Raw genomic sequence first — 23,060 nt, 5'->3', positions numbered from 1 at the left:
ATCCAGCGCCAGCCGCAGCGCCTCCCCCGCCGCGGCAACGCCCGCCCCGTCGCCGTCGAACATCGTCGCGCGCGACAGCGCCAGCAGATGCCCAGCCCGGCTCCCCCCCGTGGACCGATCGACCGCTCGCCGATACTCGCGCGCCGCGGCCGGATAGTCGAACCGCATCGTGGCGACATCGCCCAGCGCACGATACGCCCGCGCGACGTCCATCTCGAATTCGGCGCCCTTCGCCTCCAGCGTCGGCAGCCCGCGACGGATCGAGGCCTCCCCCGCATCGGCGGTCGTATCGGCGACCAGGCAGATGCCTTTGCGCACCGCGATGGCCGCGCTCGCCAGCGCATTGCCACGGATCTTCGGCTCCTGCTCCAGCGCGGTGTACAGCCGTATTGCCTCCGCACATTTCAGATTGGCCTGTGCCTCGTTCGCCGCATCGAACCGCGCCTGCAAGGTCGCGGCGGGCGGCGTCGCCCCTGCCGTCTGCGCCGCCAGAAGGATCGCCACTGCTGCCGTCATGTCCGTTTCCCCCTTGCCCGCTTTCTCCTGTGCCGGGAACGTTGCATCATCGTTGCGCCCATGTCGATCAGCCTCCCGCCCCTCCGATGGCTCCGCGCCCTCGCCGCATTGTCGCTGACCGCCGGGGCCCCGCCCGCCGGCCCGCCACGAACGATCATCCTGTTCGTCGCAGACTGGTGCGCGCCCTGCCATGCCGAGGTCGAGCGGCTACCGGAGATCGTCGCCGCCGCGCGTCCGTGGCGCGTCCTGGTCGCGCAGGGCGATGCCGCGCCCGATGACCGCCTGCTCGCCCGTGTGCCCGCCGACCGGCGCTGGACACCCCCCGATGGCGCAGCGCGGCGCGCCTTCCTCTCCGCCACCGCCGGGCTGCCCTATGCGGTCGCGCTGGATGCCGCGGGCCGCATCTGCGCCGATACCCGCCGCGGATTGGACGGCGCGCGCGCCGCCCTCCTCGTCACCGCATGCTCCCCGTCACGATCGCCATAACAAAAGTTACTTGACCCGCCGCGCGCGTCCCGCATGATAGGCGCAACCTATTATCCGGAGGGGATATCATCATGACGCTCGACACGGTCGCCGGCCGCTTTGCCTATACCGAGGATCACGAGGCGTTCCGCCAGACGGTCCGCAGCTTCCTGGCCAAGGAAGGCGTGCCGCACGTCGACACCTGGGAACGCGAACGTCTGGTGCCCAAGGCCTTCTGGCAAAAGGCCGGGGAGATCGGGATGCTGTGCCCGACCGCGCCGGAGGCGTATGGCGGGCTGGGCCTCGATTTCGGCTATAACGCGATCGTCGACGAGGAAATGGCCTATGCGGGCGTCCCCGCGGGCTTCTCGCTCCAGTCCGATATCGTCGCCGGCTATATGGAGACCTACGGCTCCGAGGAGCAGAAGAAGGAATGGCTGCCCAAGATGGTGTCGGGCGACGTCATCACCGCCATCGCGATGACCGAACCGGGCACCGGCAGCGATCTTCAGGCGATCCGCACCACCGCGCGCAAGGATGGCAACCACTACGTCATCAACGGCTCGAAGACCTATATCACCAACGGCCAGAACACCGATCTGACGCTGGTCGTGGCGAAGACCGATCCCGACGCACAGCCGGCGTGGAAGGGCATGTCGATCATCCTGGTCGAAAGCGACCGCGAGGGGTTCAGCAAGGGGCGCAAGCTCGACAAGATCGGGCAGGACGCCGCCGACACGTCGGAGTTGTTCTTCGAGGACGTGCGCGTGCCGATCACCAACTGCCTGGGTGAGGAAGGCATGGGCTTCGTCTATCTGATGAGCCAGCTGCCGCAGGAACGGCTGTCGATCGCAGTCAGCGTGATGGCGTCCTCGCAAAAGGCGTTCGACGACACGGTCGCCTTCGTGAAGGATCGCAAGGCGTTCAAGGGCGTGGTGTTCGATTTCCAGAACACGAAATTCGTGCTCGCCGATCTGAAGGCCAAGCTGCAGGTCGGCTGGGCGCATCTCGACTGGGCGATCGCGCGCCACCTGAAAGGCGAGCTGACCAACGAGGAAGGCGCCGCGGCCAAGCTGTGGCACACCGACCTGCAATGGGAGGTGATGGACAAGTGCCTGCAATTGCACGGCGGGGCGGGCTATATGAACGAATATCCGATCGCGCGGATGTGGCGCGGGGCGCGCGTCAGCCGCATCTTCGGCGGCACGAACGAGATCATGAAGGAAGTGATCGCGCGCAAATTGTGACGCCCGCTCCGATGGCGACGCCCGCGCCATCGCGGGTGTCGCTGTCATCTGTCCGTCACACACGGTAAAGTCCGTCTTCACATCATCGCGTTACTGCCTTCCCCGCAACGCAGGCGGGGTGGTCGGTCGATGGGACGCGGGATGGAAGGTGACAGGCTGGTCGACCGCGACACCGTTGCGCCCGACTGGATCACCCATCGCCACGCACTGCCCGACGATGCGCCGCTGCTCGATGCGGTGCATATGCTGCGCGCGCATCCGACGCTGCGGCTGATCGCGATCGTCGATGACGAGGGGCGACCGACTGGCGCGCTGCTGGAGCGCGACGTGCGTCCCCTGCTGTTCAGCCCGTTCGGCTATGCCCTGTTGTGCAATCGCAGTCTGTCGATCGGCGTCGCGTCGCTGCGTCGTGCCTGCCCGGTGGTGGAGGCGGGTGCCCCCGTCTCGCTCGCGCTTGAGCGTATCCGCCGCACCGACGACGGTGGCGAAGGACTGGTGATGACGGCCAAGGGGCGGTTCGTCGGCGTGGTCGACCAGCAGGCGCTGTTGACCATCGCGGCGCGGCGCGACCGTGCGATCACCGCCGCCCGCACCGCGCGCGCCGACCGCATCGACCGGCTGTCGGCCGAGTTCCAGGACGACGCGCACCGACTGATCGCCGGGCTGGGGCAGGCCGCCACCACGGTCGAGGAGACGGCGGAGCGGATGACGGGACGCGCCGGCGACATTGGCCGGCGCACCGTCGAAGTGGCCGGCGCGATCGGGCAGGCCGCCACCAGCCTGGGCGGCATCGCCGAACGCGGCCGCGCGCTAACGGGTTCGCTCGACGCGGTCGAACGGCGGATGGCCGATGCGCAGGACGCGACCCGCCGCGCGGTCGATCAGGCGGACCGCAGCGCCGGGCAGGTCGCCGCGCTGACCGACGCCGCCGAGGCGATCCACACGGTCGTCGCGCTGATCGATTCGATCGCGCAGCAGACGTCGATGCTGGCGCTCAACGCCGCGATCGAGGCAGCGCGGGCGGGCGATGCCGGGCGCGGCTTCACGACCGTCGCCGGGGAGGTGAAGGCGCTGGCCGAACAGACCCGCCACGCCGCCGCCGGGATCACGGGCCATGTCGGGCGGATCCGCGAGGCGATCGGCGACGTGTCGGACGGTCACGCCGCGGTCGCCGCCGCGGTCGGCGCGGTCGACGCGCTGTCGGCGAGCGTGATGGAGGCGGTGCGCGAACAGGGCGCCGCGGCGCGTGTCATCAGCGACAATGTCGACGATGCCAGCCTTGCGGCGGCGCATATCGAACGCAACATCGCGACCATCCTGGACGGGACGCGCGGTGCCGACAGCGATGCCGGCGCGATGCGCGACCTGGCGCATGACCTGGCGACGCGCAGCGGAACGATCGACGCACGGCTGGCCGCGTTCCTTGACGGGCTGACCGCGGCCTGAGGCGTCAACCCGCCAGCAACGCGCGCACCTTGGCGGACAGCGCCTCCATCGCGAACGGCTTCGTCACCAGCGCCATGTTCGGCGCCAGCTGGCCGTTGCCGATCACCGCATTTTCGGCATAGCCGGTGATGAACAGCACCTTCAGCCCCGGGATCAGCGCCAGCGCCGCATCCGCCACCTGCCGCCCGTTCATGTCGCCCGGCAAGCCCACGTCGGTGACCAGCAGGTGCGGCCGCGCGCCCGCGTGCAGCAGCCGCAGCGCGCTCGCACCGTCGCCCGCCTCCAGCATGGTGTAGCCAAGCTCGGACAGTATCTCGATCGCCAGCATGCGGATCGTCGGTTCGTCGTCGACGACCATCACGGTCGCCCCGTCCCGCGCGACCGGCGCATCCTCGACCGCGCGCACGGCGGCATCGTCCGCCGCGGCGGCGCCGTAATGCCGCGGCAGGTAGATGCACAAGGTCGTGCCCTGCCCCGGCTCGCTGTAGATGCGCACCTGCCCTCCCGACTGGCGCGCGAAACCGTAGATCATCGACAGGCCCAGCCCGGTCCCCTCGCCTAGCGGCTTGGTGGTGTAGAACGGGTCGAACGCGCGCGCCTGCACCTCGGCGCTCATCCCCGTGCCGGTGTCGGTGACGCACAGCGACAGATATTGCCCCGCCGGCAGATCGCGCGCCGCGGCGGCGCGCTCGTCCATCCATTTGTTGGCGGTCTCGATCGTGATCCGCCCGCCGTCGGGCATCGCATCGCGCGCGTTCAGGCACAGGTTGAGCAGCGCGTTTTCCAGCTGGTTGGGATCGACCAGCGCCGGCCACAGCCCCGCCGCGCCGACCACCTCCAGCGAGATCGCGGGGCCGACGGTGCGGCGGATCAGTTCCTCCATCCCCTGGATCAGCCGGTTGACGTCGGTCGGCTTGGGATCCAGCGTCTGGCGCCGCGAAAAGGCCAACAGCCGGTGCGTCAGCGCCGCCGCCCGCCGCGTCGCGCTCTGCGCCGCGCTGACGTAGCGGTCCAGCTCGCCGACGCGCCCCTGCGCGACCCGCACTTGGATCATCTCCAGTGCGCCCGAGATGCCGGTCAGCAGGTTGTTGAAATCATGCGCCAGTCCGCCCGTCAGCTGGCCGACTGCCTCCATCTTGTGCGCCTGGCGCAGCTGCGCCTCGGCCACCATCAGCTCGGCGGTGCGCGATTCCACCGCCTGCTCCAGCCGGGCGTTGAGCGCGGCCAGTTCGAGTTCGGCGCGCCGCCGCTCCACCGCATCGCGGGTGCGTTCGGCCACCTCCCGCACGAACATCAGCTCGTCGGACAGCCACGGGCGCGGCACCGCATGGTTCAGGTACAGCAGCGCGACGAACCCACCGCGTTCGGTGATCGGCATGTTGATGAACGACATCGCCGCCAGCTCGCGCAGCCCCTCGGCGGTGTCGCGGGTGCGCGCATCCTCGCGCACGTCCTCGATCGCGACGGTGACGCCGCGCTTCAGATCCTCGATATAGCTGCCGTAGTCGCGAAACCGCAGGATCGGCGGCAACGGCGCGATCCCCGTCGCGCAGAAAGCGCGCTCGGTCGTGATCGTCTCGGCGATCGGGTCGACGATGCCGTAACCGGCGCGGCTGACCTCCAGCGCGCGCCCCAGCACCTCCGCCGCCGCCAGCGCCAAGTCGCCCGGATCGCCCGGTTCGCGCAGCCGGTCGCCCAGTTCGACGATCGCCGCCAGCCGCAGCTCGCCGCGCTTGCGTGCATCGATGTCGAAACTGACGCCCGGAAAGCGCACCGCACGGCCGGCGTTATCGCACTCGACCCGGCCCTGCGCGGCCAGCCAGCGACTGCGGCCGCCCTCGCCGACGACACGATATTCCTGTTCGAACACGCCCCCCGATGCGATCGCCGCCCCGATCGCCGCGCGCACCCGGTCGCGGTCGTCGGGATGGATACCGCCGAAGAATTCCGCCAGCGGCGCGCCCATCGCCGCGACGTCCGCGGGCACGCCGTACAGCGCCGCGAAGCCCGCGTCGGACGTCACCCGATCGGCGACGATATCCCAGTCCCAGCGCCCGACGCTGGTGGCATCGGCCTGGCGGCGGGCCGGCGACGGGGGGGCGGGCGAAAGGGTCATGATCAGGTACAGGACTTACAAGTTGTGGGAGACAGAGGCTGAACACGACAGCTTCGCGGTAGTTCACCGGCGCGGGCGATCTTTGCGATCACCTTGACTTTTTGCGCCGCACCATTCACATGGAGCAATATCGAGACGTCGGCAGCGTGATCGGGCCCCCGTGCCCAGGCTCCGTTTCGGTCAGTATGTTCACCGGCTTCCCAAGTCACGCGGGGTGTCATCTTCTCCCCGCCACCGATGCGCTTCAGCGCGTCGGGTCGGCGTCGTACAGGATTGTATTTCATGCCTTTTTCCGCTCTCGGCCTTGCCGAGCCGCTCGTCCGCGCGCTCGCCGCGAAGGGCTATAACGAACCCACCCCGATCCAGCGCGACAGCATCCCGACGCTGCTGGAAGGCCGCGACCTCCTGGGCATCGCGCAGACCGGTACCGGCAAGACCGCAGCGTTCGTGCTGCCGTCGATCCAGCAGCTGGTCGCCGCCAACAAGCGCGTCCTGCCCACCCATTGCCGGATGCTGGTGCTGGCCCCCACCCGCGAACTGGCCAGCCAGATCGCCGACAATGCCCGCGGCTACGCCCAGTTTTCGAAACTGTCGGTCGCGACGATGTTCGGCGGGACCAGCATCAACAAGAACCGCACCGACGTGGCGCGCGGCGTCGACATCCTGGTCGCCACGCCGGGCCGGCTGATCGACGTCGTCGAGCAGGGCTATCTGAACCTGTCGATGATCGAGATCCTGGTGCTCGACGAAGCCGACCAGATGCTCGACCTGGGCTTCATCCACGCGCTCAAGAAGATCGTGCGGATGCTGCCCCGCAAGCGCCAGACGCTGTTCTTCTCGGCCACCATGCCGCCGTCGATCCGCCAGCTGGCGGATCAGTTCCTGACCGATCCCGCGACCGTCAGCGTCGTGCCGCAGTCGACCACCGCGGAGCGGGTCGACCAGTCGGTGATCTTCTGCAACCAGCAGGAAAAGCAGGCGCTGCTGACGATCCTGCTGAAGGACATGCCGATCGACCGCGCGCTGGTGTTCACCCGCACGAAGCATGGCGCCGACCGCGTCGTGAAGCTGCTGGCCGGCAACGGCGTCGCCGCCAGCGCGATCCACGGCAACAAGAGCCAGCCGCAGCGCGAGCGTGCGCTGGCGTTGTTCAAGTCGGGCGAGGTGCCGATCCTGGTCGCCACCGACATCGCGGCGCGTGGCATCGACGTGTCGGGCGTCAGCCACGTCTTCAACTTCGAACTGCCCAACGTGCCGGAACAATATGTCCACCGCATCGGCCGCACCGCGCGCGCCGGGGCGAGCGGCGAGGCGATCGCCTTCTGCGCCGAGGATGAGCGTCCGTATCTGAAGGATATCGAAAAGCTGACCCGCCAGAAGGTGCCGGTCGCCGCGCTGCCGGAGGATTTCCTGCGCCGTGCCGAGGCGATCAAGGCCGAGCGCGTGAAGGCGATCGGTGCCGATCCCGCCCCGCGTGAGGATCGCCCGCGCGGCGCCCGTCCGCCGGCACGCCCGAAGGCGACGCATCAGCCGCGCGCGACCGGCGGCACGCCCCAGGCACGCGGCCAGAATGCACGCGGCGGCCAGAACGGCGGCGGCGGATCGTCGCAGCCGGGCGAAAGCCGCTACGCCAACGCCAGCCGTCGCCGTCGTGGCGGTCGCGGTCGTGGTGCCGGCGGCGGCGGCGGCGGCGGCGCGGCGCGCCCGACGGCCTGATCGCGCGCGGGGCGGGCGGCGGCGTTCGCGCCGGTGGCCGCTTCGCCCGCACCGCTCAAACGGAAACGGCGGCCCCCGCGTCCCGGGTGCCGCCGTTGTCGTGTCCGCGGATCAGCGCGTCGCGTTATACTTGAGCTGGTCCGGGGTCAGCTGGAACCCCACCAGCGCCTCGAACGTGGCGGAGGCGACCGCGGCGCGCACCTCGGGGCTGGCGAGCGGATCGACCGCCGCATCCTCGTCGCCCGCCTTGCGCTTGCGGGTCAGCCGGTCGCGCACCTCCTGCGGCAGCGTGGCGAGCGCGCGGCTGACCGCTGTGGTCGCCTCGGTCGAGGCCGTGGCGCGGCCCTGCCCGGCATCGAAGTGCAGCTGCACCTGCCCGACGCGCTTGGCGACGACATTGCTGCCGCCCCGGGTGATCGCGATGAAATAGGGCAGCGTCACGTCGCGCGGCGCATCGGTGCGCGTACGCCGGGCGTCCACCTGGAAGGTGACGCGGGTGATGACGTCGTCGCCCTGATCGTCGCAGGTCGATCGCACGTCGCTCATCGCGGCGACGACGTCGATCGCGCTGGCGTCGCGGCTGGCGGGCGGATCGAACAAGGTCACGTCGCCGGTGCCCGCGGGCACGCCCACGACCGGGCATGCCGAGCGGACCGAGGTGATGCCCACGCCGCCGGTGAGGTCGATTTCCCCCTTTTTCGCGCAACCGGCGGCGATGAGGAGGAACAGCGGGGCGGCGAGCGAGCGAGCGGTCACGAAAATATCCCGGACTGTTGGGCACGTTGGGCACATACGGTTCGGGGCCGCTCCCCGCCAGACGGCAGGACACGGCCCCGGATCGTGGGCCACCATAGGAACCGACTATCGCCGGAGCAAGCATTCGCGTAAGCGCAGCGGCATGGCCGAAACCGCAACTGACCGCCGCCCGCTGGAGCTGCTGATCGCCGCGCCGCGCGGCTTCTGCGCCGGGGTGGACCGCGCGATCCGCATCGTCGAACTGGCGATCGAAAAGCACGGCGCCCCCGTCTATGTCCGGCACGAAATCGTCCACAACAAGTTCGTCGTGGATTCGCTGAAGGCGAAGGGCGCGGTGTTCGTCGAGGAGCTGGACGAGGTGCCCGACGGCGCGCCGGTGGTCTTTTCCGCGCATGGCGTGCCCAAATCGGTGCCGGCCGCGGCGCAGGACCGCGGCCTCGACTATCTCGACGCCACCTGCCCGCTGGTGTCGAAGGTGCATCGCCAGGCCGAACGGCTGGTCGCGATGGGGCGGCACATCGTCTTCATCGGCCATGCCGGCCATCCGGAGGTGATCGGCACGTTCGGACAGGTGCCGGACGGCGCGATGACGCTGGTAGAAACCGTCGCCGATGTTCAGACGATGACGGTGCCCGATCCGGCCAATCTCGCCTTCCTGACCCAGACGACGCTGTCGGTGGATGATACCGCAGCGGTCGTCGCCGCGCTCCAGGCGCGCTTCCCCGCGGTCCAGGCGCCGCGTGGCGAGGATATCTGCTACGCCACCTCCAACCGGCAGGCGGCGGTCAAGGCGATCGCCTCGGCGTGCGACGCGGTGCTGGTGATCGGTGCGCCCAATTCCTCCAACTCGCTGCGGCTGGTCGAGGTCGCTGAGCGGCAGGGCATCCGTGCCGCGCTGATCCAGCGCGCCGCCGATCTCGACTGGTCGTTCCTCGACGGGGTCGGCACGCTGGGGATCACCGCGGGCGCGTCCGCGCCGGAACTGCTGGTGCGCGAGCTGGTCGACCTGCTCGCCACGCGCTTCGCGGTGACCGAGCGCGAGGAGGAAACCACGCGCGAGACGATCTCGTTCAAGCTGCCGCGCGGGCTGGACGCCGCCGAAGCCGCGTGACGCCCGCGCGCCGGCCCGTTCGCGGCTGGCGCCCACCTGACCACCGGAGGCCCCGGCGCGCGCCGGGATGACGTGACACCATGGCAGTCTATACACAGGTTTCCGCGGAGGCGCTGGCCGCTTTCCTCACGCGCTACGACGTCGGCGAACTGGTGTCCGCCAAGGGCATCGCCGAGGGCGTGGAAAACAGCAACTATCTGGTCGACACCACGGCCGCGCGCTTCATCCTGACGCTGTACGAAAAGCGCGTGTCGGCGGACGACCTGCCGTTCTTCATGGCGCTGCTCGATCATCTCGCTGACAAGGGCCTGCCCGTACCGCCCGCGATCAAGGATCGTGGCGGGGTCGAGATCCAGGAACTGGCGGGCCGCCCGGCCTGCCTCATCAGGTTCCTGACCGGCGTGTCGGTGTCGCATCCCACGCCGGCGCAGGCGCACGCCGCCGCCCGCGCCATGGCCGACATGCACATGGCGGTCGCCGATTTCGCGCCCACCCGCGCCAATTCGATGGGCATCGCCACCTGGCGCCCGCTGCTCGAGCGGATGGGCGCCGACATGGACGCGATCGACCCCGGCCTGTTCGCGCGCGTCGACGCGGCGCTGCGCGAGGTGGAGGCGGCATGGCCCGCCACGCTGCCGGTCGGCGCGATCCATGCCGACCTGTTCCCCGACAACGTCCTGATGCTGGGCGATACGGTCAGCGGGCTGATCGACTTCTATTTCGCGTGCACCGACGTGCGCGCCTATGACCTGGCGATCATGCATTCGGCATGGACCTTCGATGCGACCGGGCGAACCGCCGACGCCGCGATCGGCGCGGCGTTGCTGGCCGGCTATGCCGACGGCGCGGCGCTGTCCGCGGCGGAGCGCGCGGCGCTGCCGCTGCTGGCGCAGGGCGCCTGCATCCGCTTCCTGCTCAGCCGTGCGTGGGACTGGCTGCACACCCCCGCCGACGCGCTGGTGATGCGCAAGGATCCGCTCGCCTATGCGCGGCGGCTCGACTGGTATCGCACCCATCCGGGCGCCTTCGCATGAGCGGCGGCGAGGAACTGACCCTGGTGGAGATCGCCACCGACGGCGCGTGCAAGGGCAATCCCGGCCCCGGCGGCTGGGGGGTGCTGATCCGCGCCGGCGCGCATGAGAAGGAACTGTCCGGCGGCGAGCCGCTGACCACCAACAACCGCATGGAGTTGATGGCCGCGATCGAGGGGCTGAACGCCCTGACCCGCCCGTGCCGCGTCCGCCTGTCCACCGATAGCCGCTACGTCATGGACGGGCTGACCAAGTGGATCCACGGCTGGCAGAAGAACGGCTGGAAGACCGCCGACAAGAAGCCGGTGAAGAACGCCGAACTGTGGCAGGCGCTGCTGGAGGCATCGCGCCGCCACCGTGTCGAATGGACGTGGGTGAAGGGCCACGCCGGTCATCCCGACAACGAACGCGCCGACCGGCTGGCCAGTGACGCCGCAGTCGCCGCTGCCGCGCGCCGCTAGAGCGGTTTCCGACCGATCTGCGCCGTCGTGACGGAGCCGATGTTGGTTCGTGGCCAGGAGTGAGGAAGGAACGGGGCTTCGCCCCCGTGACGGACGATCGACGCCGCCGCGGGCCAACATCGGCCCGCCCCGAAGGGGTTGCGTCAGGAAGGCCGCTGGACGTCGTCGCGGCGCTCGTAGGGGCAATTAGCCCCTGCTTCGCGCCGCTCCTCGCCAGCAACCTTCCTGACGCAACCACGATGGTGCAGATCGGTCGGAAACCGCTCCAGGCCGGCATCAGCCGAACCGGACCGGCGCGTAACGGTCGGCGTCCACGCCCGGCGGCATCGCACCCTGTCCCAGCAGCAACGCCGCGCCGATCGCGGCGGCGGCCGGAGCGGTCTGGATGCCGAACCCGCCCTGCCCCGCGAACCAGAAGAAGCCCGGCAGTCGCGGATCGGCGCCATAGACCGGCAGCCTGTCGGGCGCGAAGGACCGCAGCCCCGCCCAGCGCCGCTCGACCCGCGTGACGCGCCAGTCGACCGCGCCCTCGAACCGGTCGATCGCGATCGCCACGTCGATCTCCTCCGCGGCGACGTCATGCGGTTCCACCGGATGCTCGTCGTGCGGGCTGAGCCACAGCTTGCCGCCCGCTTCCGGCTTGAAATAGAAATCGCCGCCCAGATGGTTGACGAACGGCATCCCGGCGGGCGCGGCCGGATCGGTGGCCAGCTGCACCATCGTGCGGCGGTACGGGCGGATGCCCAGCGGCCGCGCGCCCACGATCGCCGCCACCGCATCGGCCCAGGCCCCGGCGGCGTCGACCAGCGTGGCGGCGCTGAAGGTACGGCCATCGCGCATCGCCAGCTGCCACGCCCCGTCGCGCCGCTCCGCCGCGGCCAGCTGCGCGCCCGTGACCAGCTGTGCGCCTGCGCGGCGCGCCTGCGCCAGCGCATCGGCATGGAGCTGGCCGACGTCGATATAGGCGCAGCTCGGCTCCCACACGCCCAGCGTCCACCCGTCGCGCAGGCCCGCCACGCGCGCTGCCGGGTCGACCGCCTCCAGCACCACCGGCGTGCCCGCGAACTCCGCCAGCAGCGCCGCCGCCGCGCGCTCGTCCGCGCCCGCGCGCCCGACATGCAGCGCGCCGAGCGGATCGAGATAGCCCCCGTCGCGCAGCGGCGCCTCCGACGCGGTGGTCAGCGGCTGGATACCCGCGCCGCCATAGGTTTCGGACCAGAAGGCCGCGGACCGCCCGGTCGCGTGATAGCCGGGAGTATCCTCCCCCTCCAGCAACAGCACGCGCGCGCGCGTCCCGATCGCGGCGGCCAGCGTCGCGCCCGCGATCCCCGCGCCGACGATCGCAATGTCATGGGTCATGCCGCCGGCGCCCGCTCGTCCAGGAAGGCATCGATCGCCGCCAGCGCGCGGTCGCGCACCGCATCGCGCTCGCGCAATATCTCATGCGCGGCGTCGGGAAAGCGGATCGCGCGCGCATCGGGCAGACGCGCGGTCGTCGCGATCGCCGCGCGCGGATCGACCAGCGCGTCGCGATCCGCCACCAGCGTCAGCACCGGCACCGTCACCTGCACCAGCCGCGGGTCGGCGCGCAGTGCGGCGGTGCCGGCGAACGCCTGCGCCAGCCACGCCCAGCTCGGCGGCCCGAGTTTCAACGACGGGTCGTTTGCGAACCACCATGCCTCGTCGTCATAACGGTCGGTGTCCCCGGTCAGCAGCGCGCGGCGATCGGGCGCGCCGGGGCGCTCGCCCTTCCACGCCGCGCGCGCGGGATTACCCATTGCGGCGATAATCCGCGCCGCCAGCCCGCCGATCGGCGCACCCACCGGAGAGCGCAGCCCCAGCATCGGCGCGACCAGGACCGCGGCGTCCGGCGCAACACGCCCCTCCACCATCGCGCGCAGCGCCAGATAGCCGCCCATCGAATGCCCCATCAGCACCGCCGGGCCGGCGCGTCCCGCCCGCCAGTCGCGCCAGAAACCCGCCAGATCGTCGATCCACGGCGCGAACGACGCGCAATGGCCGACGTGCGGATCGGCGCCCAGCCGCCCCGATCCGCCCTGCCCGCGCCAGTCGAACGCGGTCACCGACCAGCCGGCGGCATGCCAGTGATCGAACGATTCCAGATACTTCTCGAACATGTCAGCTCGTCCGGCCTGGAACAGGATCGCGCCGCGCCCCGCCCCGTCGCGGTCGAACCGCCGCACCGCCCAGCCGTCCGCCGCACGCCAGTGCGTCACGCGCGCATCGGGCGGGATGGCGCGCGCCACCCGCTGCATCGGCGAGGGATCGGGGGCGGTGTCGATGGTCATCGGGCGTGGTTACGGTTTCTCAAACCCTGTCGTCTAGCGGTCCTCGCATGGGATGGAACATTCTCTCCTGGGCGTTGCCCGCGATCATGGCGCTGCTGCTGCTGTCGGCGGGGATCCAGGATGCGCGCACGCGGGAGATCGCCAACTGGAAGAACGCCGCGATCGCGCTGATGGCGCCATTGTGGTGGGTGGCGATCGGGCTGGACCCATGGCCCGGCATGGCGATCCAGCTGGGCGTCGCCGCGTTCGTGTTCGCCTTGTTCGTCGGCGCCTTCGCGATCGGCCAGATGGGCGGGGGCGATGTGAAGCTGATCGGCGCACTGGCGCTGTGGCTGGCGCCGTTCCGGCTGCTCGACATGCTGCTGATGATGTCGCTGGTGGGGGGCGCGCTGACGATCGTGTTCATGATCGAACGACGCTGGCGCCCGCGCGAGGGGCCGGTCGAGGTGCCCTATGGCGTGGCCATCGCGGTGGCCGGGCTGCTGATGTTTCGCGAACCGCTTCTTAACCAGTTTACCCAATAATCGCCTGAAATCTTTCAACGACCTGGCGCGAACCCGAGGGACAAGGATCAGATGGACAGTCGCAAGGTGATGATGCTGCTGGGGGCGTTGCTGGTGGCCGCGGTGACCGCGTTCGCCGCACGCTCGCTGGTGGCGGGCGCGGCCGCGCCGGAGGCAGCCGCCGCCGCGCCGGTCGTCATCGACGGGCCGGAAGTGCTGGTCGCGACGCGCGCGCTGCCGGTCGGCACGATCCTGGATGCGACCGCGCTGAAGTTCCAGCCCTGGCCCAAGGATCTGGTCGAGAACGCCTATTTCAAGCGTGAGGGCACCGATCTGTCGAAGCTGATCGGCACCGTCGTGCGCCTGCCGGTCACCGCCGGACAGCCGGTGACGCAAGGCCAGCTGGTCAAGCCCGGGGATCGCGGCTTCCTGGCTGCCGCGCTCGGGCCGGGGATGCGCGCGGTGACGGTGCCGGTGTCGGCGCAGACGTCGGTCGCGGGCTTCGTGTTTCCGGGCGACCATATCGATCTGATCCTGACCCAGTCGGTCAGCGCCAACGACGGCCCCGCGCTGAAGACCAGCGAGACGGTCGTGCGCAACCTGCGCGTGCTCGCGACCGATCAGCGGACCAGCGACGACAAGGACGACCAGGGCAATACCGTGGTGCGCACCTTCTCGACCGTCACGGTCGAGGCGACGCCGCGTATCGCCGAACAGATCGCTGTCGCGCAGACCATCGGCACGCTGTCGCTGTCGCTGCGCTCGCTCGCCGACAATGCGTCCGAACTGGAACAGGCGATCGCATCGGGCGCGGCCAGCGTCGGCGACAGCAAGGATCCGCGCGCCGAAAAGGCGATGATCGACAAGCTGGCGAACACGCCGCAGGCCGGCAATTCCACCTATGTCGTCGGTGCCGACGTGTCACGGTTCCAGCGCCGCTCGGTCCCGCCGCTGGTGGCGCCGGCCGCCGGCACCGCGGTCACGGGCACCGCAGGGCCGGGCAGCGGCGTGCCGGGCGCACCCATCGTGGGGCCGGTCGTCCGCGTCACCCGCGGCAACAGCGTGACCGAGGTTCCGGTCGGGGGGAAGATTTAAGATGCGTGTCACCAGCCTTCTTGCCCATGGCATCGCGCTTGCCGCGCTGACCGTCGGCACGATCCTGCCCGCCGCCAGCGCCGGCGCCGCGCCCGCGGTGCACCACAACGGCACCGGCCGCGCCGCGCGCGTCGGCCCGCCGCCACCGGGCGTCACCAAGCCCGCGGTCGAAAAGTGGCTGTCGATCGGCGAGGGCGAGCTCATCACCCTGCCCGCCAGCGTCGTCGACGTCTGGACGTCGAGCCCCGACGTCGCCGACGTCTATGTCGCCAACCCGCGCCAGATCCATCTGTTCGGCAAGGGCTTCGGCGAATCGACGCTGTTCGCCACCGACAAGGCCGGCCGCGTCGTCTATGCCGCGACGATCCGCGTGTCGCAGAACTCGACGTCGCTGGATCGCATGATGAAGGCGGCGATGCCGGAGGCCGACATCCATGTGACCCAGGTCGGGCAGATCGCGGTGATGAACGGCACCGTCGCCTCCCCCGATGACAGCGCCCAGGCGCAGCGGCTGGTGACCAGCGCACTCAACCCCGGCGTCGACGCGACCCAGGCCAATGCGGTGCTGAAGGTGATGGTGGTCAACCGCCTGCGCACCGCCACGCCGCTGCAGGTCAACCTGCAGGTCAAGTTCGCGGAGGTCAGCCGCACCTTCCTGAAGAACATCGGCGCCAACATCCAGTCGGTCGACGGCACCGGCGGGTTCCAGTTCGGCGTCACCCGCGGGCGCGGGGCGGCGACGCAATTCATTCCCGGCGGGCCGCTGGGCGTCGGCTTCACGCAGGCGCCGCCGAACGGGTCGCAGGTAACCAAGGGGTCGGAAAACTCCACCTTCGCGCTGGCCGGCAAGCTGCTGGGCCTGGACCTGCTCGGCGCGATCGACGCGGGCGAGACGATGGGTCAGGTGACGACGCTCGCCAACCCGAACCTCACCGCGCTGTCCGGTGAGACCGGCACCTTCCTGGCGGGCGGCGAAATCCCGATCCCGCTGGCGCAGGCGCTGGGCACCACCTCGGTCGAGTACAAGCAGTTCGGCGTCAGCCTGGCCTATACGCCCACGGTGTTGTCGGACGGGCGCATCTCGCTGCGCGTGCGGCCGGAAGTGTCGCAGCTCGATTATGCCAATGCGATCACGATCAGCGGCGGGCGCGTGCCCGCGCTGACGACGCGGCGCGCCGAAACCACCGTCGAGCTGGGATCGGGGCAAAGCTTCATGATCGCCGGCCTGATGCAGAACATGCACAACAACAATTTCGACAAGACGCCGGGGCTGGGCAGCGTGCCGGTGCTGGGCGCGCTGTTCCGCTCGAATGCGTTCCAGCACAACGAAACCGAACTGGTGATCGTCATCACCCCGTATCTGGTGAAGCCGGTCAACGGCAACGACATCCGCCTGCCGACCGACGGCTATCGCGCGCCGGGCGATCTGGAACGCCTGATGCTGGGCAAGCTGGACGAAGGGCAGCGCGGCCTGCAGCGGCCCAAGCCCACGATGCAGGTCGCGCCCGCCGGCGCGGCACCCGCGATCGGCGCGGCGGGCGACGTGCCCGTCCTGCCCGTCCCGAACCTCGATGCGGGCACGCCGCCCGCCATCGATCGCAAGGCGGCGAAGCCGGCCGATCGTCGGCCCGCCGCGGCCGCGCCCGGCTTCTCTGTCAACTGAGCTGAAAGGGATCCCATCATGTTGAAGCGCCCGATCCTTTTCGTCGCCCTCGCCGGCACCGCGCTGCCCATGGCGGCATGCGGCCCGGTCAACCGCGGGGTCGAATCGGTCAACCAGCCGGTCGTCACGCGCACCGATTATGCGTTCGACGTGCAGACCGCCGGCGACGGCCTGTCGCCCGCCGAAACGCAGCGGCTGTACGGCTGGCTCGACGCGCTGCGGCTCGGCTATGGCGACAGCGTCGCGATCGACGATCCCAACGGCGCAGGCGCGCCCGCCCGCGCGGCGATCGCCTCCGCTGCCGCACGCTACGGCTTGCTGCTGTCGCCCGATGCGCCGGTCACCGGTGCCGCGGTCGCGCCGGGCACGGTCCGCGTCGTCGTCAGCCGCTCGCGCGCCTCGATGCCCAGCTGCAACGACCTGCGCCGCAACGTCGAGCCGGCATTCCAGCAGGAAAATACCACCGACTACGGCTGCGCGGTCAATGGCAACCTTGCGGCGATGATCGCCAATCCCGCCGATCTGGTCCGCGGCAACGCCGGCAGCGGCGTGTACGATACGCAGATGGGCACGCGCGCGATCACCACGCTGCGCGCCGCGCAGCCGACCGGCGCGGGCGGCACGACGCTCAAGTCCGAATCGACGGGAGGAGGCAGCAAGTGAACGCACCCTGGAAACCGGGCGGCACGGGCACGCGCGCGCCGTTCCTCGCCTTCGCCTGCGACGACGCCTCGGTCGAGCTGCTGCGCCCGATCGCGTCCGAACTCGGCTGGCCGGCGGACAATGTCTACAAGGGCGGGCTGCGCAACGCGGTGCAGACGCTGTCGGTCACGTCCAGCCCGCAGGTGCTGTTCGTCGACCTGGCCGAATCGGGCGACCCGCTGGGCGACATCAACAGCCTGGCCGAGGTGTGCGAACCGGGGACGATCGTCATCGCCGCGGGGCAGGTCAACGACGTCCGCCTGTACCGCGATCTGGTCGCCAGCGGCATCCAGGACTATCTGCTCAAGCCGTTCAGCCCCGACATGGTGCGCGACGCCTTCGCCCAGGCGCAGGCGATCATCAGCGCGCCCAAGCTGGCCGACGTGTCGCTGGACCGCCCGCATTGCGCCGTGGCGGTGATCGGCACGCGCGGCGGTGCGGGCGCCTCGACGGTGGCGACCTCGCTCGGCTGGCTGCTCAGCGAAAAGGGCAAAAGGTCGACCGCACTGCTCGACCTCGACGTCCATTTCGGCACCGATGCGCTGGCGATGGACCTGGAGCCGGGCCGCGGCCTCACCGACGCGATCGAGAACCCCAGCCGCATCGACGGGCTGTTCATCGAACGCGCGATGGTGCGCGCGTCGGAAAAGCTGTCCGTGCTGTCGGCAGAGGCGCCGATCAACACCCCGATCGTCACCGACGGCGCGGCCTTCTACCAGTTGCAGGAGGAGATGCGCGCCGCGTTCGAATGCACCGTCGTCGATCTGCCGCGGGGCATGCTGGTCCAGCACCCGCACCTGCTGTCGGACATCAACGCCGTCGTGCTGGTCACCGAACTGACGCTGGCGGCGGCGCGCGACTCGATCCGGCTGCTGTCGTGGCTGCGCACCCATGCGCCGCAGGTACAGGTCACGGTGATGGCCAACCGCGTCCACGCCGGCCCGCAGCTGGAGATTTCGCGCAAGGATTTCGAGGGGTCGATCGAACGCAAGATCGACGTCATGGTCCCGTTCGACCAGAAACTGGCCGCGCAGGCCGCCAAGCTGGGTAAGCCGCTGGCCGAGGCCGGCAAGGGCAGCAAGACGGTCGCCCCGCTGGCCGAGGTGGCCGACCGGGTGATCGCGATGACCGACGACGGCGCGTTCGAGGGCGCCGGTGGCGGCACGGCCAAGGGCGCGTCACTGCTGTCGAAGTTCGCCGGCCTGAAGGGGCTGGTGGGCAAGAAGGGCGCGAAGGCGAAGTGATGGCCCGCAAGGGAGCCTGGCGGCGATGACACCGATGATCTCCCTGCTGCTGCTCGCGCTCGGCGGGCTGCTGACGGTCGGGCTGGTCGTGCTCGCCTTCGCCGGGCCGTCCTCCGACAAGGCCGGCGCGCGCCGGCTGGTGGCGGTGCGCGAACGCCATATCGTGACGCAGGCCAGCGCGATGGAGGCGCAGATGCGCCGCATCACCGGGCGCAGCGCGTCGCGCGCCGACCTGGCGGCGATGCGCTTCTTCCCCAAGCCCGCCGAGCTTCAGAAGCGGCTCGACATGACCGGCAAGAGCTGGACCGTCGGCCAATATGCCTCCGCGACGGTCGGACTGGCGGTGCTGGTGGCGGCGCTGCTGTCGCTGCGCGGACTGCCGTTCCTGCTGGCGATGTTCCTGGGGATCGCGCTGGGCGCGTTGATCCCGCACATGGTGGTGGGCAAGCTTATCAAGCGGCGCGTCGGCAAGTTCACTGCCAAGTTTCCCGACGCGATCGAGCTGCTGGTGCGCGGGCTCCGTTCCGGCCTGCCGATCTCGGAGACGATGCAGGTCGTCGCCGCCGAAGTGCCCGGCCCGGTGGGCGAGGAATTCCGGTCGGTGTCGGACAAGATGAAGATCGGCCGTTCGATGGACGTCGCGCTTCAGGAAACCGCCGACCGGCTGGGCACGCCCGAATTCCAGTTCTTCTGCATCACCATCGCGATCCAGCGCGAAACCGGCGGCAATTTGGCCGAGACGCTCCAGAATCTCGCCACGGTGCTGCGCCAGCGCGCGCAGATGAAGCTGAAGATCAAGGCGATGTCGTCCGAATCGAAGGCGTCGGCCTATATCATCGGGTCGCTGCCGTTCATCGTGTTCGGGCTGATCTACATGATCAACCCGCCCTATATGCTGGGCTTTTTCAGCGACATCCGCCTGATGGTGATCGGCGGCGGGGGCATGTGCTGGATGGCGCTCGGCGCGTTCATCATGTCCAAGATGATCAGTTTCGAGATCTGAGCCATGGAACCTGCCGCCCGCCCGATCCTGCTCGGCCTCGACGCCGTCACGCTGGCCACGCTGCTCTCCGCGGTCGCCGCCGCGGCGGTGTTCGTCGCGATCTTCGCCGCGGTCAGCGTGCGCGATCCGATGACGCGCCGGGTGAAGGCCCTCAACGACCGGCGTGAACAGCTGAAGGCGGGCATCACCGCCTCCACCAGCAAGCGCCGCGCGAAGCTGGTGCGCCAGAACGCCACCACCGACCGGCTGCGCCATTTCCTGTCGTCGCTACGCGTGCTCCAGGACGAACAGGTCAAGGCCGCGCAGCTCAAGCTGATGCAGGCCGGCATCCGCAAGAAGGAATGGGCGGTCGCGGTCATCTTCGGCCGGCTGATCCTGCCGATCGTGTTCGGCGGGCTGATGATCGTCTACGTCTATTTGCTCGATGCCTTTCCCGACTGGAGTGCCATCAAGCGCTATGCGCTGGTCGCGGTGACGCTGATCCTGTCGTACAAGGCGCCCGACCTGTACCTCACCAACCGCATCAACAAGCGCAGCGCGGAAATCCGCAAGGGGCTTCCCGACGCGCTCGACCTGCTGGTGATCTGCGCAGAGGCGGGGCTGACCGTCGACGCCGCCTTCCACCGCGTGTCGAAGGAACTGGGCAAGGCCTATCCCGAACTGGGCGAGGAATTCGCGCTGACCGCGATCGAACTGGGCTTCCTGACCGACCGGCGCCAGGCGTTCGAAAATCTGGCCACGCGCGTCCATCTGGATGCGGTGAAGGGCGTCGTCACGACGATGATTCAGACCGAGAAATACGGCACCCCGCTGGCCAGCGCGCTGCGCGTGCTGTCGGCGGAATTCCGCAACGAACGCATGATGCGCGCCGAGGAAAAGGCCGCGCGCCTGCCCGCGATCATGACGGTGCCGCTGATCCTGTTCATCCTGCCGGTGCTGTTCGTCGTCATCCTTGGCCCGGCGGCCTGTTCGATCAACGACAGCTTCATCAACAACGGCCCGAAATAGGGCTGCGGGAACGCGCTTCCTCCCGTGTCGTTGTCACGGCGTAACAGGGAGGAAGCGATGCTGTTCACCACCCCCACGCAATATATCGCGCTGGCGATCGCGCTGGTCGCCGGCTGGCTGTTCGGGCTTGCCAGCCATCCGGGCGGCAAGAAGTGGAAGGCGCGCTACGCCGCCGAACGCGATGCCCATGCCGCCGCGACCAAGCGCATCGCCGAACTGGAGCGCGAGAATACGCGGCTGGTGAACGAGCGCCCGGTGGCGGTGGAGCGCCCCGTCGTCGAGGAACGGCCGGTGGTGGAGGAACGCATCGTTCGTGACGACCGCCCGCTCGCCCGCCCCGCCGCCGAACCGGCCTATCGCGACGACCGCACGATGATCTAGAGCGGTTTCCGACCGATCGAGGCATGGTTCGCCGCTCTCCTTTCCGGGAGAACGGAGGAATTGGGGGGACGGATGTCCCCCCATTGTCGATCAGGCGGTGATGACGGGCCGATCGTAATTCTTGGCATAGGCGTTCTCCACGCCGGTCAGGATCTCGACGATGTCGAAATACCGATCCCAGAAAGCGGTTTCGCGCAGGTCCTCCACCAGCAACTGGTAGGAATGATGATCCCTTGCGTCCCACATCCAGATATCGGTGACGCGGGTCGAATAGAATTCCACGTCGAAGAAGCGCAGAACGACGTTGTCGGCGTGCTTCTTCAGGATGGGGGTGAATTCCGCGCCGAGAAGCTCGAACCGGCGGTCGACCGAAAATCCCAGCCATTCCGGTGACGTCTTCACCAGCATGAAGATCGTCAGCGCGGGGTCGAACGGAAGTGGTGTATTGCTCATCATGCGTCCTTGCATCCTTGTGTGGCGCGCATAAAATGCGAGCAAACACTCACAATTGGCTACTCGCATTCCTTCGATGGCGGACACCTCTACCCAGCAGCGCCCCACGCCCCGGAAAGCACCGCGCCAGGCCCGGTCGGTCGAAACGGTGCGGGCGATCGTCGAGGCTGCGGCTCGCATTCTGGAGCAGGCCGGACTGGCGGGATTCACGACCAACGCCGTGGCGGAGCGCGCCGGCGTCAGCATCGGTTCGCTCTATCAATATTTCCCCGGGAAGGAGGCGCTGATCGGCGCGTTGATCGTGCGCGAGACGTCGCGGCTGATCGCCGACTGGGAAGCGGCGCTGGCAGCGACGAGCGGTCGGGATGCGCTGGCCGGGTTGGTCGCCGCAGCCGTCGCCCACCAGCTTCGCCGACCCGCGCTGGCACGGCTGCTAGACGTCGAGGAGGGACGATTGCCCTTCGACGCGGAAACACGGCACGTCACCTGTCGATTGGTGTCGATCCTGCGCGGCGTGCTGGAGCGTCCGGATATCCCCGTCCAGCCCGACCTCGATCTGGCGGCGGGTGACGTGCTGGCGATCATCAAGGGGATGGTGGATGCCGCTGGCGAGCGGGGGGAGCAGGATCGCGCGATGCTCTCGTCGCGGGTGTGCCGGGCCGTCTACGGCTATCTCGACAACACGAACTGACCCCCGGCGCGCCCCGTCCCGTCCGGAACGCCGCTCAACCGGCCGTCGCCACTCCGCAGGTCGACACCCGCCGCGCCTGGTCCACCAGCGCGAACCGCGCGCGGTCGTCGATCAGGATGCGGATCAGCGCGACGCCGTGCCCGCCGGGCACCAGCACCCCGGTATAGCCCGCCGGCACCGCCTGCCCCGGCGTCACCAGCGCGACACGGATCGGCGCGTTGCCCGCCTCCACATTGTTGCGCACGAACGCCACGTCGGTGTTGGCGCCGAACACCGACAGCGACCAGTAGCGCGCCGGCACCGGGGCGACATCGACCAGGATCGGCGCCTTCGACGCATCGAACACGCAGCTGGAATAGGCCAGGTCCGGGCTGGGCCGCACCACCGCGCGCGACGCCGCGGTCGCCAGCGGCGCGTGCGCGAAGCGGTTGACCCCGCCCAGCTTTTCCAGCCGCCGTTCCGCCGCCGCCATCAGCATCGTCGGCGCACGCCGCAGCGTCACGACATAGGCAAGCGCGGCGACCAGCAACCCCGCGACGATCGGCCAGCGCCAGTTGCGGATCATGCGCACGCCTCCTGCCGGATCGAGGGGAGCTGGTCGCGCGCCGGGCTGGTGCGTCCCGCATCGGCGGGCAGATAGGTGCGCAGCGTCAGTTCGAACCGGTCGAGCTTCGCGGTCGGCAGCCAGTGCCCCGGCTGCGGCGTCGGCGCGATCAGCACCGTCCACCGTCCCTGCTCCGCCTCCGGCAACGCGGCACTCCCGACCGAATAGGGGCCGTCGCCCACCAGATAGCCGGCGCGGTCATACAGCGTCAGGCTCCACCATCGCGCCGGCAACGTGCCCCCGGTCACGCGATAGCGGCACCGCCCGTCCAGCGGGCGACCGGCATCGTCGGTCGCGGCGGTATAGTAACGCGCTTCACGCGCCGGCAGCGCGAGCAGCCCGCGCAGCGCGACGACCGCGCGGGTGCGCGCGCTCTGGTCCTGCGATCCGAAATCGGTGCCGGTGCGCCAGGCGCCGATCGCGGTGCCGGACCCCAATGTGCCTGCGCGCACGACCCAGGCGGCGTACAGGACGCCGACGATCAGCCCCAGCGCGACACAGATCAGATACCGCGCCCAGGGTTTCATCGTCACCGCTCC

The 23,060-nt window shown here is 69.7% G+C and carries 24 protein-coding genes; 16 read left to right on the top strand and 8 right to left on the bottom strand.

Features of this window, described 5'->3' with window-relative positions:
• Nucleotides 1-516 (bottom strand): hypothetical protein (locus AX685_RS03205; RefSeq protein WP_156445639.1); only part of this gene is annotated, 516 nt, incomplete at its 3' end.
• A gap of 60 nt (nucleotides 517-576) precedes the next feature.
• Between AX685_RS03205 and AX685_RS03200 the strand changes: the two genes are divergently transcribed.
• The 3 genes from AX685_RS03200 (at nucleotide 577) to AX685_RS03190 (ending at nucleotide 3,674) form a co-directional block, all read left to right on the top strand.
• Nucleotides 577-1,002, top strand: coding sequence for a TlpA family protein disulfide reductase (locus AX685_RS03200; protein WP_066485378.1), 426 nt, complete (start codon nucleotides 577-579; stop codon nucleotides 1,000-1,002).
• A 71-nt stretch (nucleotides 1,003-1,073) separates the two neighbouring features.
• Nucleotides 1,074-2,228: an acyl-CoA dehydrogenase family protein gene (locus AX685_RS03195; protein ID WP_066485376.1), complete on the top strand. Its 1,155-nt coding sequence runs from the start codon at nucleotides 1,074-1,076 to the stop codon at nucleotides 2,226-2,228.
• A gap of 141 nt (nucleotides 2,229-2,369) precedes the next feature.
• Nucleotides 2,370-3,674 carry a methyl-accepting chemotaxis protein gene (locus AX685_RS03190; protein ID WP_066485375.1) on the top strand — a complete coding sequence of 435 codons (1,305 nt, stop codon included), beginning with the start codon at nucleotides 2,370-2,372 and terminating at the stop codon, nucleotides 3,672-3,674.
• A gap of 4 nt (nucleotides 3,675-3,678) precedes the next feature.
• Here the strand turns inward: AX685_RS03190 and AX685_RS03185 are convergent, their stop codons facing one another.
• Complete coding sequence (locus AX685_RS03185; RefSeq protein WP_066485373.1) at nucleotides 3,679-5,790, bottom strand: ATP-binding protein; 2,112 nt, start codon at nucleotides 5,788-5,790, stop codon at nucleotides 3,679-3,681.
• Nucleotides 5,791-6,072: 282 nt separating this feature from the next.
• Between AX685_RS03185 and AX685_RS03180 the strand changes: the two genes are divergently transcribed.
• The gene (locus AX685_RS03180; protein WP_066485371.1) at nucleotides 6,073-7,506 is read left to right on the top strand and encodes a DEAD/DEAH box helicase; all 1,434 of its coding nucleotides are present in this window, start codon (nucleotides 6,073-6,075) and stop codon (nucleotides 7,504-7,506) included.
• Nucleotides 7,507-7,617: 111 nt separating this feature from the next.
• Here the strand turns inward: AX685_RS03180 and AX685_RS03175 are convergent, their stop codons facing one another.
• On the bottom strand, nucleotides 7,618-8,262 hold the full coding sequence (locus AX685_RS03175) for a hypothetical protein (RefSeq protein WP_066485369.1): 645 nt from the start codon (nucleotides 8,260-8,262) through the stop codon (nucleotides 7,618-7,620).
• A gap of 142 nt (nucleotides 8,263-8,404) precedes the next feature.
• Here AX685_RS03175 and ispH point away from each other — a divergent pair, with 142 nt between their 5' ends.
• The 3 genes from ispH to rnhA all read left to right on the top strand — a co-directional run bounded on the left by ispH (nucleotide 8,405) and on the right by rnhA (nucleotide 10,865).
• Nucleotides 8,405-9,373 carry a 4-hydroxy-3-methylbut-2-enyl diphosphate reductase gene (ispH, locus tag AX685_RS03170; protein WP_066485367.1) on the top strand — a complete coding sequence of 323 codons (969 nt, stop codon included), beginning with the start codon at nucleotides 8,405-8,407 and terminating at the stop codon, nucleotides 9,371-9,373.
• Between the two features lie 80 nt (nucleotides 9,374-9,453).
• A complete protein-coding gene (gene thrB / locus AX685_RS03165; protein WP_066485364.1) occupies nucleotides 9,454-10,407 on the top strand; it encodes a homoserine kinase in 954 nt (317 codons plus the stop codon).
• Entirely contained in the window at nucleotides 10,404-10,865 is a 462-nt protein-coding gene (rnhA, locus tag AX685_RS03160; RefSeq protein ID WP_066485363.1) for a ribonuclease HI, read from the top strand. Before thrB ends, rnhA begins: the two co-directional genes overlap by 4 nt.
• A 276-nt stretch (nucleotides 10,866-11,141) precedes the next feature.
• Here rnhA and AX685_RS03155 read toward each other — a convergent pair whose 3' ends face one another.
• Both AX685_RS03155 and AX685_RS03150 read right to left on the bottom strand, forming a co-directional pair.
• Entirely contained in the window at nucleotides 11,142-12,224 is a 1,083-nt protein-coding gene (locus AX685_RS03155; RefSeq protein ID WP_066485361.1) for an NAD(P)/FAD-dependent oxidoreductase, read from the bottom strand.
• Complete coding sequence (locus AX685_RS03150) at nucleotides 12,221-13,174, bottom strand: alpha/beta fold hydrolase (protein WP_231738525.1); 954 nt, start codon at nucleotides 13,172-13,174, stop codon at nucleotides 12,221-12,223. The genes AX685_RS03155 and AX685_RS03150 overlap by 4 nt, the downstream gene beginning before the upstream one ends.
• A gap of 47 nt (nucleotides 13,175-13,221) precedes the next feature.
• Between AX685_RS03150 and AX685_RS03145 the strand changes: the two genes are divergently transcribed.
• From AX685_RS03145 to AX685_RS23040, 8 genes are read left to right on the top strand one after another with little or no spacing between them, the layout of a single operon-like run.
• Nucleotides 13,222-13,698, top strand: coding sequence for an A24 family peptidase (locus tag AX685_RS03145; RefSeq protein ID WP_066485359.1), 477 nt, complete (start codon nucleotides 13,222-13,224; stop codon nucleotides 13,696-13,698).
• Nucleotides 13,699-13,749: 51 nt separating this feature from the next.
• A complete protein-coding gene (cpaB, locus tag AX685_RS03140; protein WP_066485358.1) occupies nucleotides 13,750-14,772 on the top strand; it encodes a Flp pilus assembly protein CpaB in 1,023 nt (340 codons plus the stop codon).
• Between the two features lies 1 nt (nucleotide 14,773).
• Nucleotides 14,774-16,435: a type II and III secretion system protein family protein gene (locus AX685_RS03135; protein WP_066485356.1), complete on the top strand. Its 1,662-nt coding sequence runs from the start codon at nucleotides 14,774-14,776 to the stop codon at nucleotides 16,433-16,435.
• An 18-nt stretch (nucleotides 16,436-16,453) separates the two neighbouring features.
• Complete coding sequence (locus AX685_RS03130; protein WP_066485355.1) at nucleotides 16,454-17,098, top strand: CpaD family pilus assembly lipoprotein; 645 nt, start codon at nucleotides 16,454-16,456, stop codon at nucleotides 17,096-17,098.
• Nucleotides 17,095-18,381 (top strand): pilus assembly protein CpaE, encoded by a 1,287-nt coding sequence (locus AX685_RS03125; protein ID WP_066485352.1) that lies wholly within the window; start codon nucleotides 17,095-17,097, stop codon nucleotides 18,379-18,381. The genes AX685_RS03130 and AX685_RS03125 overlap by 4 nt, the downstream gene beginning before the upstream one ends.
• A 34-nt stretch (nucleotides 18,382-18,415) precedes the next feature.
• The gene (locus AX685_RS03120) at nucleotides 18,416-19,384 is read left to right on the top strand and encodes a type II secretion system F family protein (protein ID WP_066485351.1); all 969 of its coding nucleotides are present in this window, start codon (nucleotides 18,416-18,418) and stop codon (nucleotides 19,382-19,384) included.
• A 3-nt stretch (nucleotides 19,385-19,387) separates the two neighbouring features.
• Entirely contained in the window at nucleotides 19,388-20,392 is a 1,005-nt protein-coding gene (locus AX685_RS03115) for a type II secretion system F family protein (protein WP_066485346.1), read from the top strand.
• A 57-nt stretch (nucleotides 20,393-20,449) separates the two neighbouring features.
• Nucleotides 20,450-20,773, top strand: a complete 324-nt coding sequence (locus AX685_RS23040; RefSeq protein WP_066485345.1) for a hypothetical protein — start codon at nucleotides 20,450-20,452, stop codon at nucleotides 20,771-20,773.
• Between the two features lie 90 nt (nucleotides 20,774-20,863).
• Here AX685_RS23040 and AX685_RS03105 read toward each other — a convergent pair whose 3' ends face one another.
• Nucleotides 20,864-21,226, bottom strand: coding sequence for a darcynin family protein (locus tag AX685_RS03105; protein ID WP_066485390.1), 363 nt, complete (start codon nucleotides 21,224-21,226; stop codon nucleotides 20,864-20,866).
• 76 nt (nucleotides 21,227-21,302) lie between these two features.
• On the opposite strand from AX685_RS03105, the gene AX685_RS03100 reads away from it, so the two are divergent.
• Nucleotides 21,303-21,917 carry a TetR/AcrR family transcriptional regulator gene (locus tag AX685_RS03100; RefSeq protein ID WP_066485344.1) on the top strand — a complete coding sequence of 205 codons (615 nt, stop codon included), beginning with the start codon at nucleotides 21,303-21,305 and terminating at the stop codon, nucleotides 21,915-21,917.
• Between the two features lie 34 nt (nucleotides 21,918-21,951).
• On the opposite strand, the gene AX685_RS03095 is transcribed toward AX685_RS03100, so the two are convergent.
• A complete protein-coding gene (locus tag AX685_RS03095) occupies nucleotides 21,952-22,482 on the bottom strand; it encodes a DUF1254 domain-containing protein (protein WP_066485341.1) in 531 nt (176 codons plus the stop codon).
• Nucleotides 22,479-23,048: a DUF1214 domain-containing protein gene (locus AX685_RS03090; RefSeq protein WP_066485338.1), complete on the bottom strand. Its 570-nt coding sequence runs from the start codon at nucleotides 23,046-23,048 to the stop codon at nucleotides 22,479-22,481. The genes AX685_RS03095 and AX685_RS03090 overlap by 4 nt, the downstream gene beginning before the upstream one ends.
• Nucleotides 23,049-23,060 lie beyond the last annotated feature (12 nt).

Origin of the sequence: Sphingomonas sp. CCH9-F2 (genome assembly GCF_001556735.1) — a bacterium.
Lineage (GTDB): Bacteria > Pseudomonadota > Alphaproteobacteria > Sphingomonadales > Sphingomonadaceae > Sphingomonas > Sphingomonas ginsenosidimutans.
The sequence above is the reverse complement of the archived record's forward strand: the minus strand, read 5'-3'. Positions and strand labels throughout refer to the sequence as shown.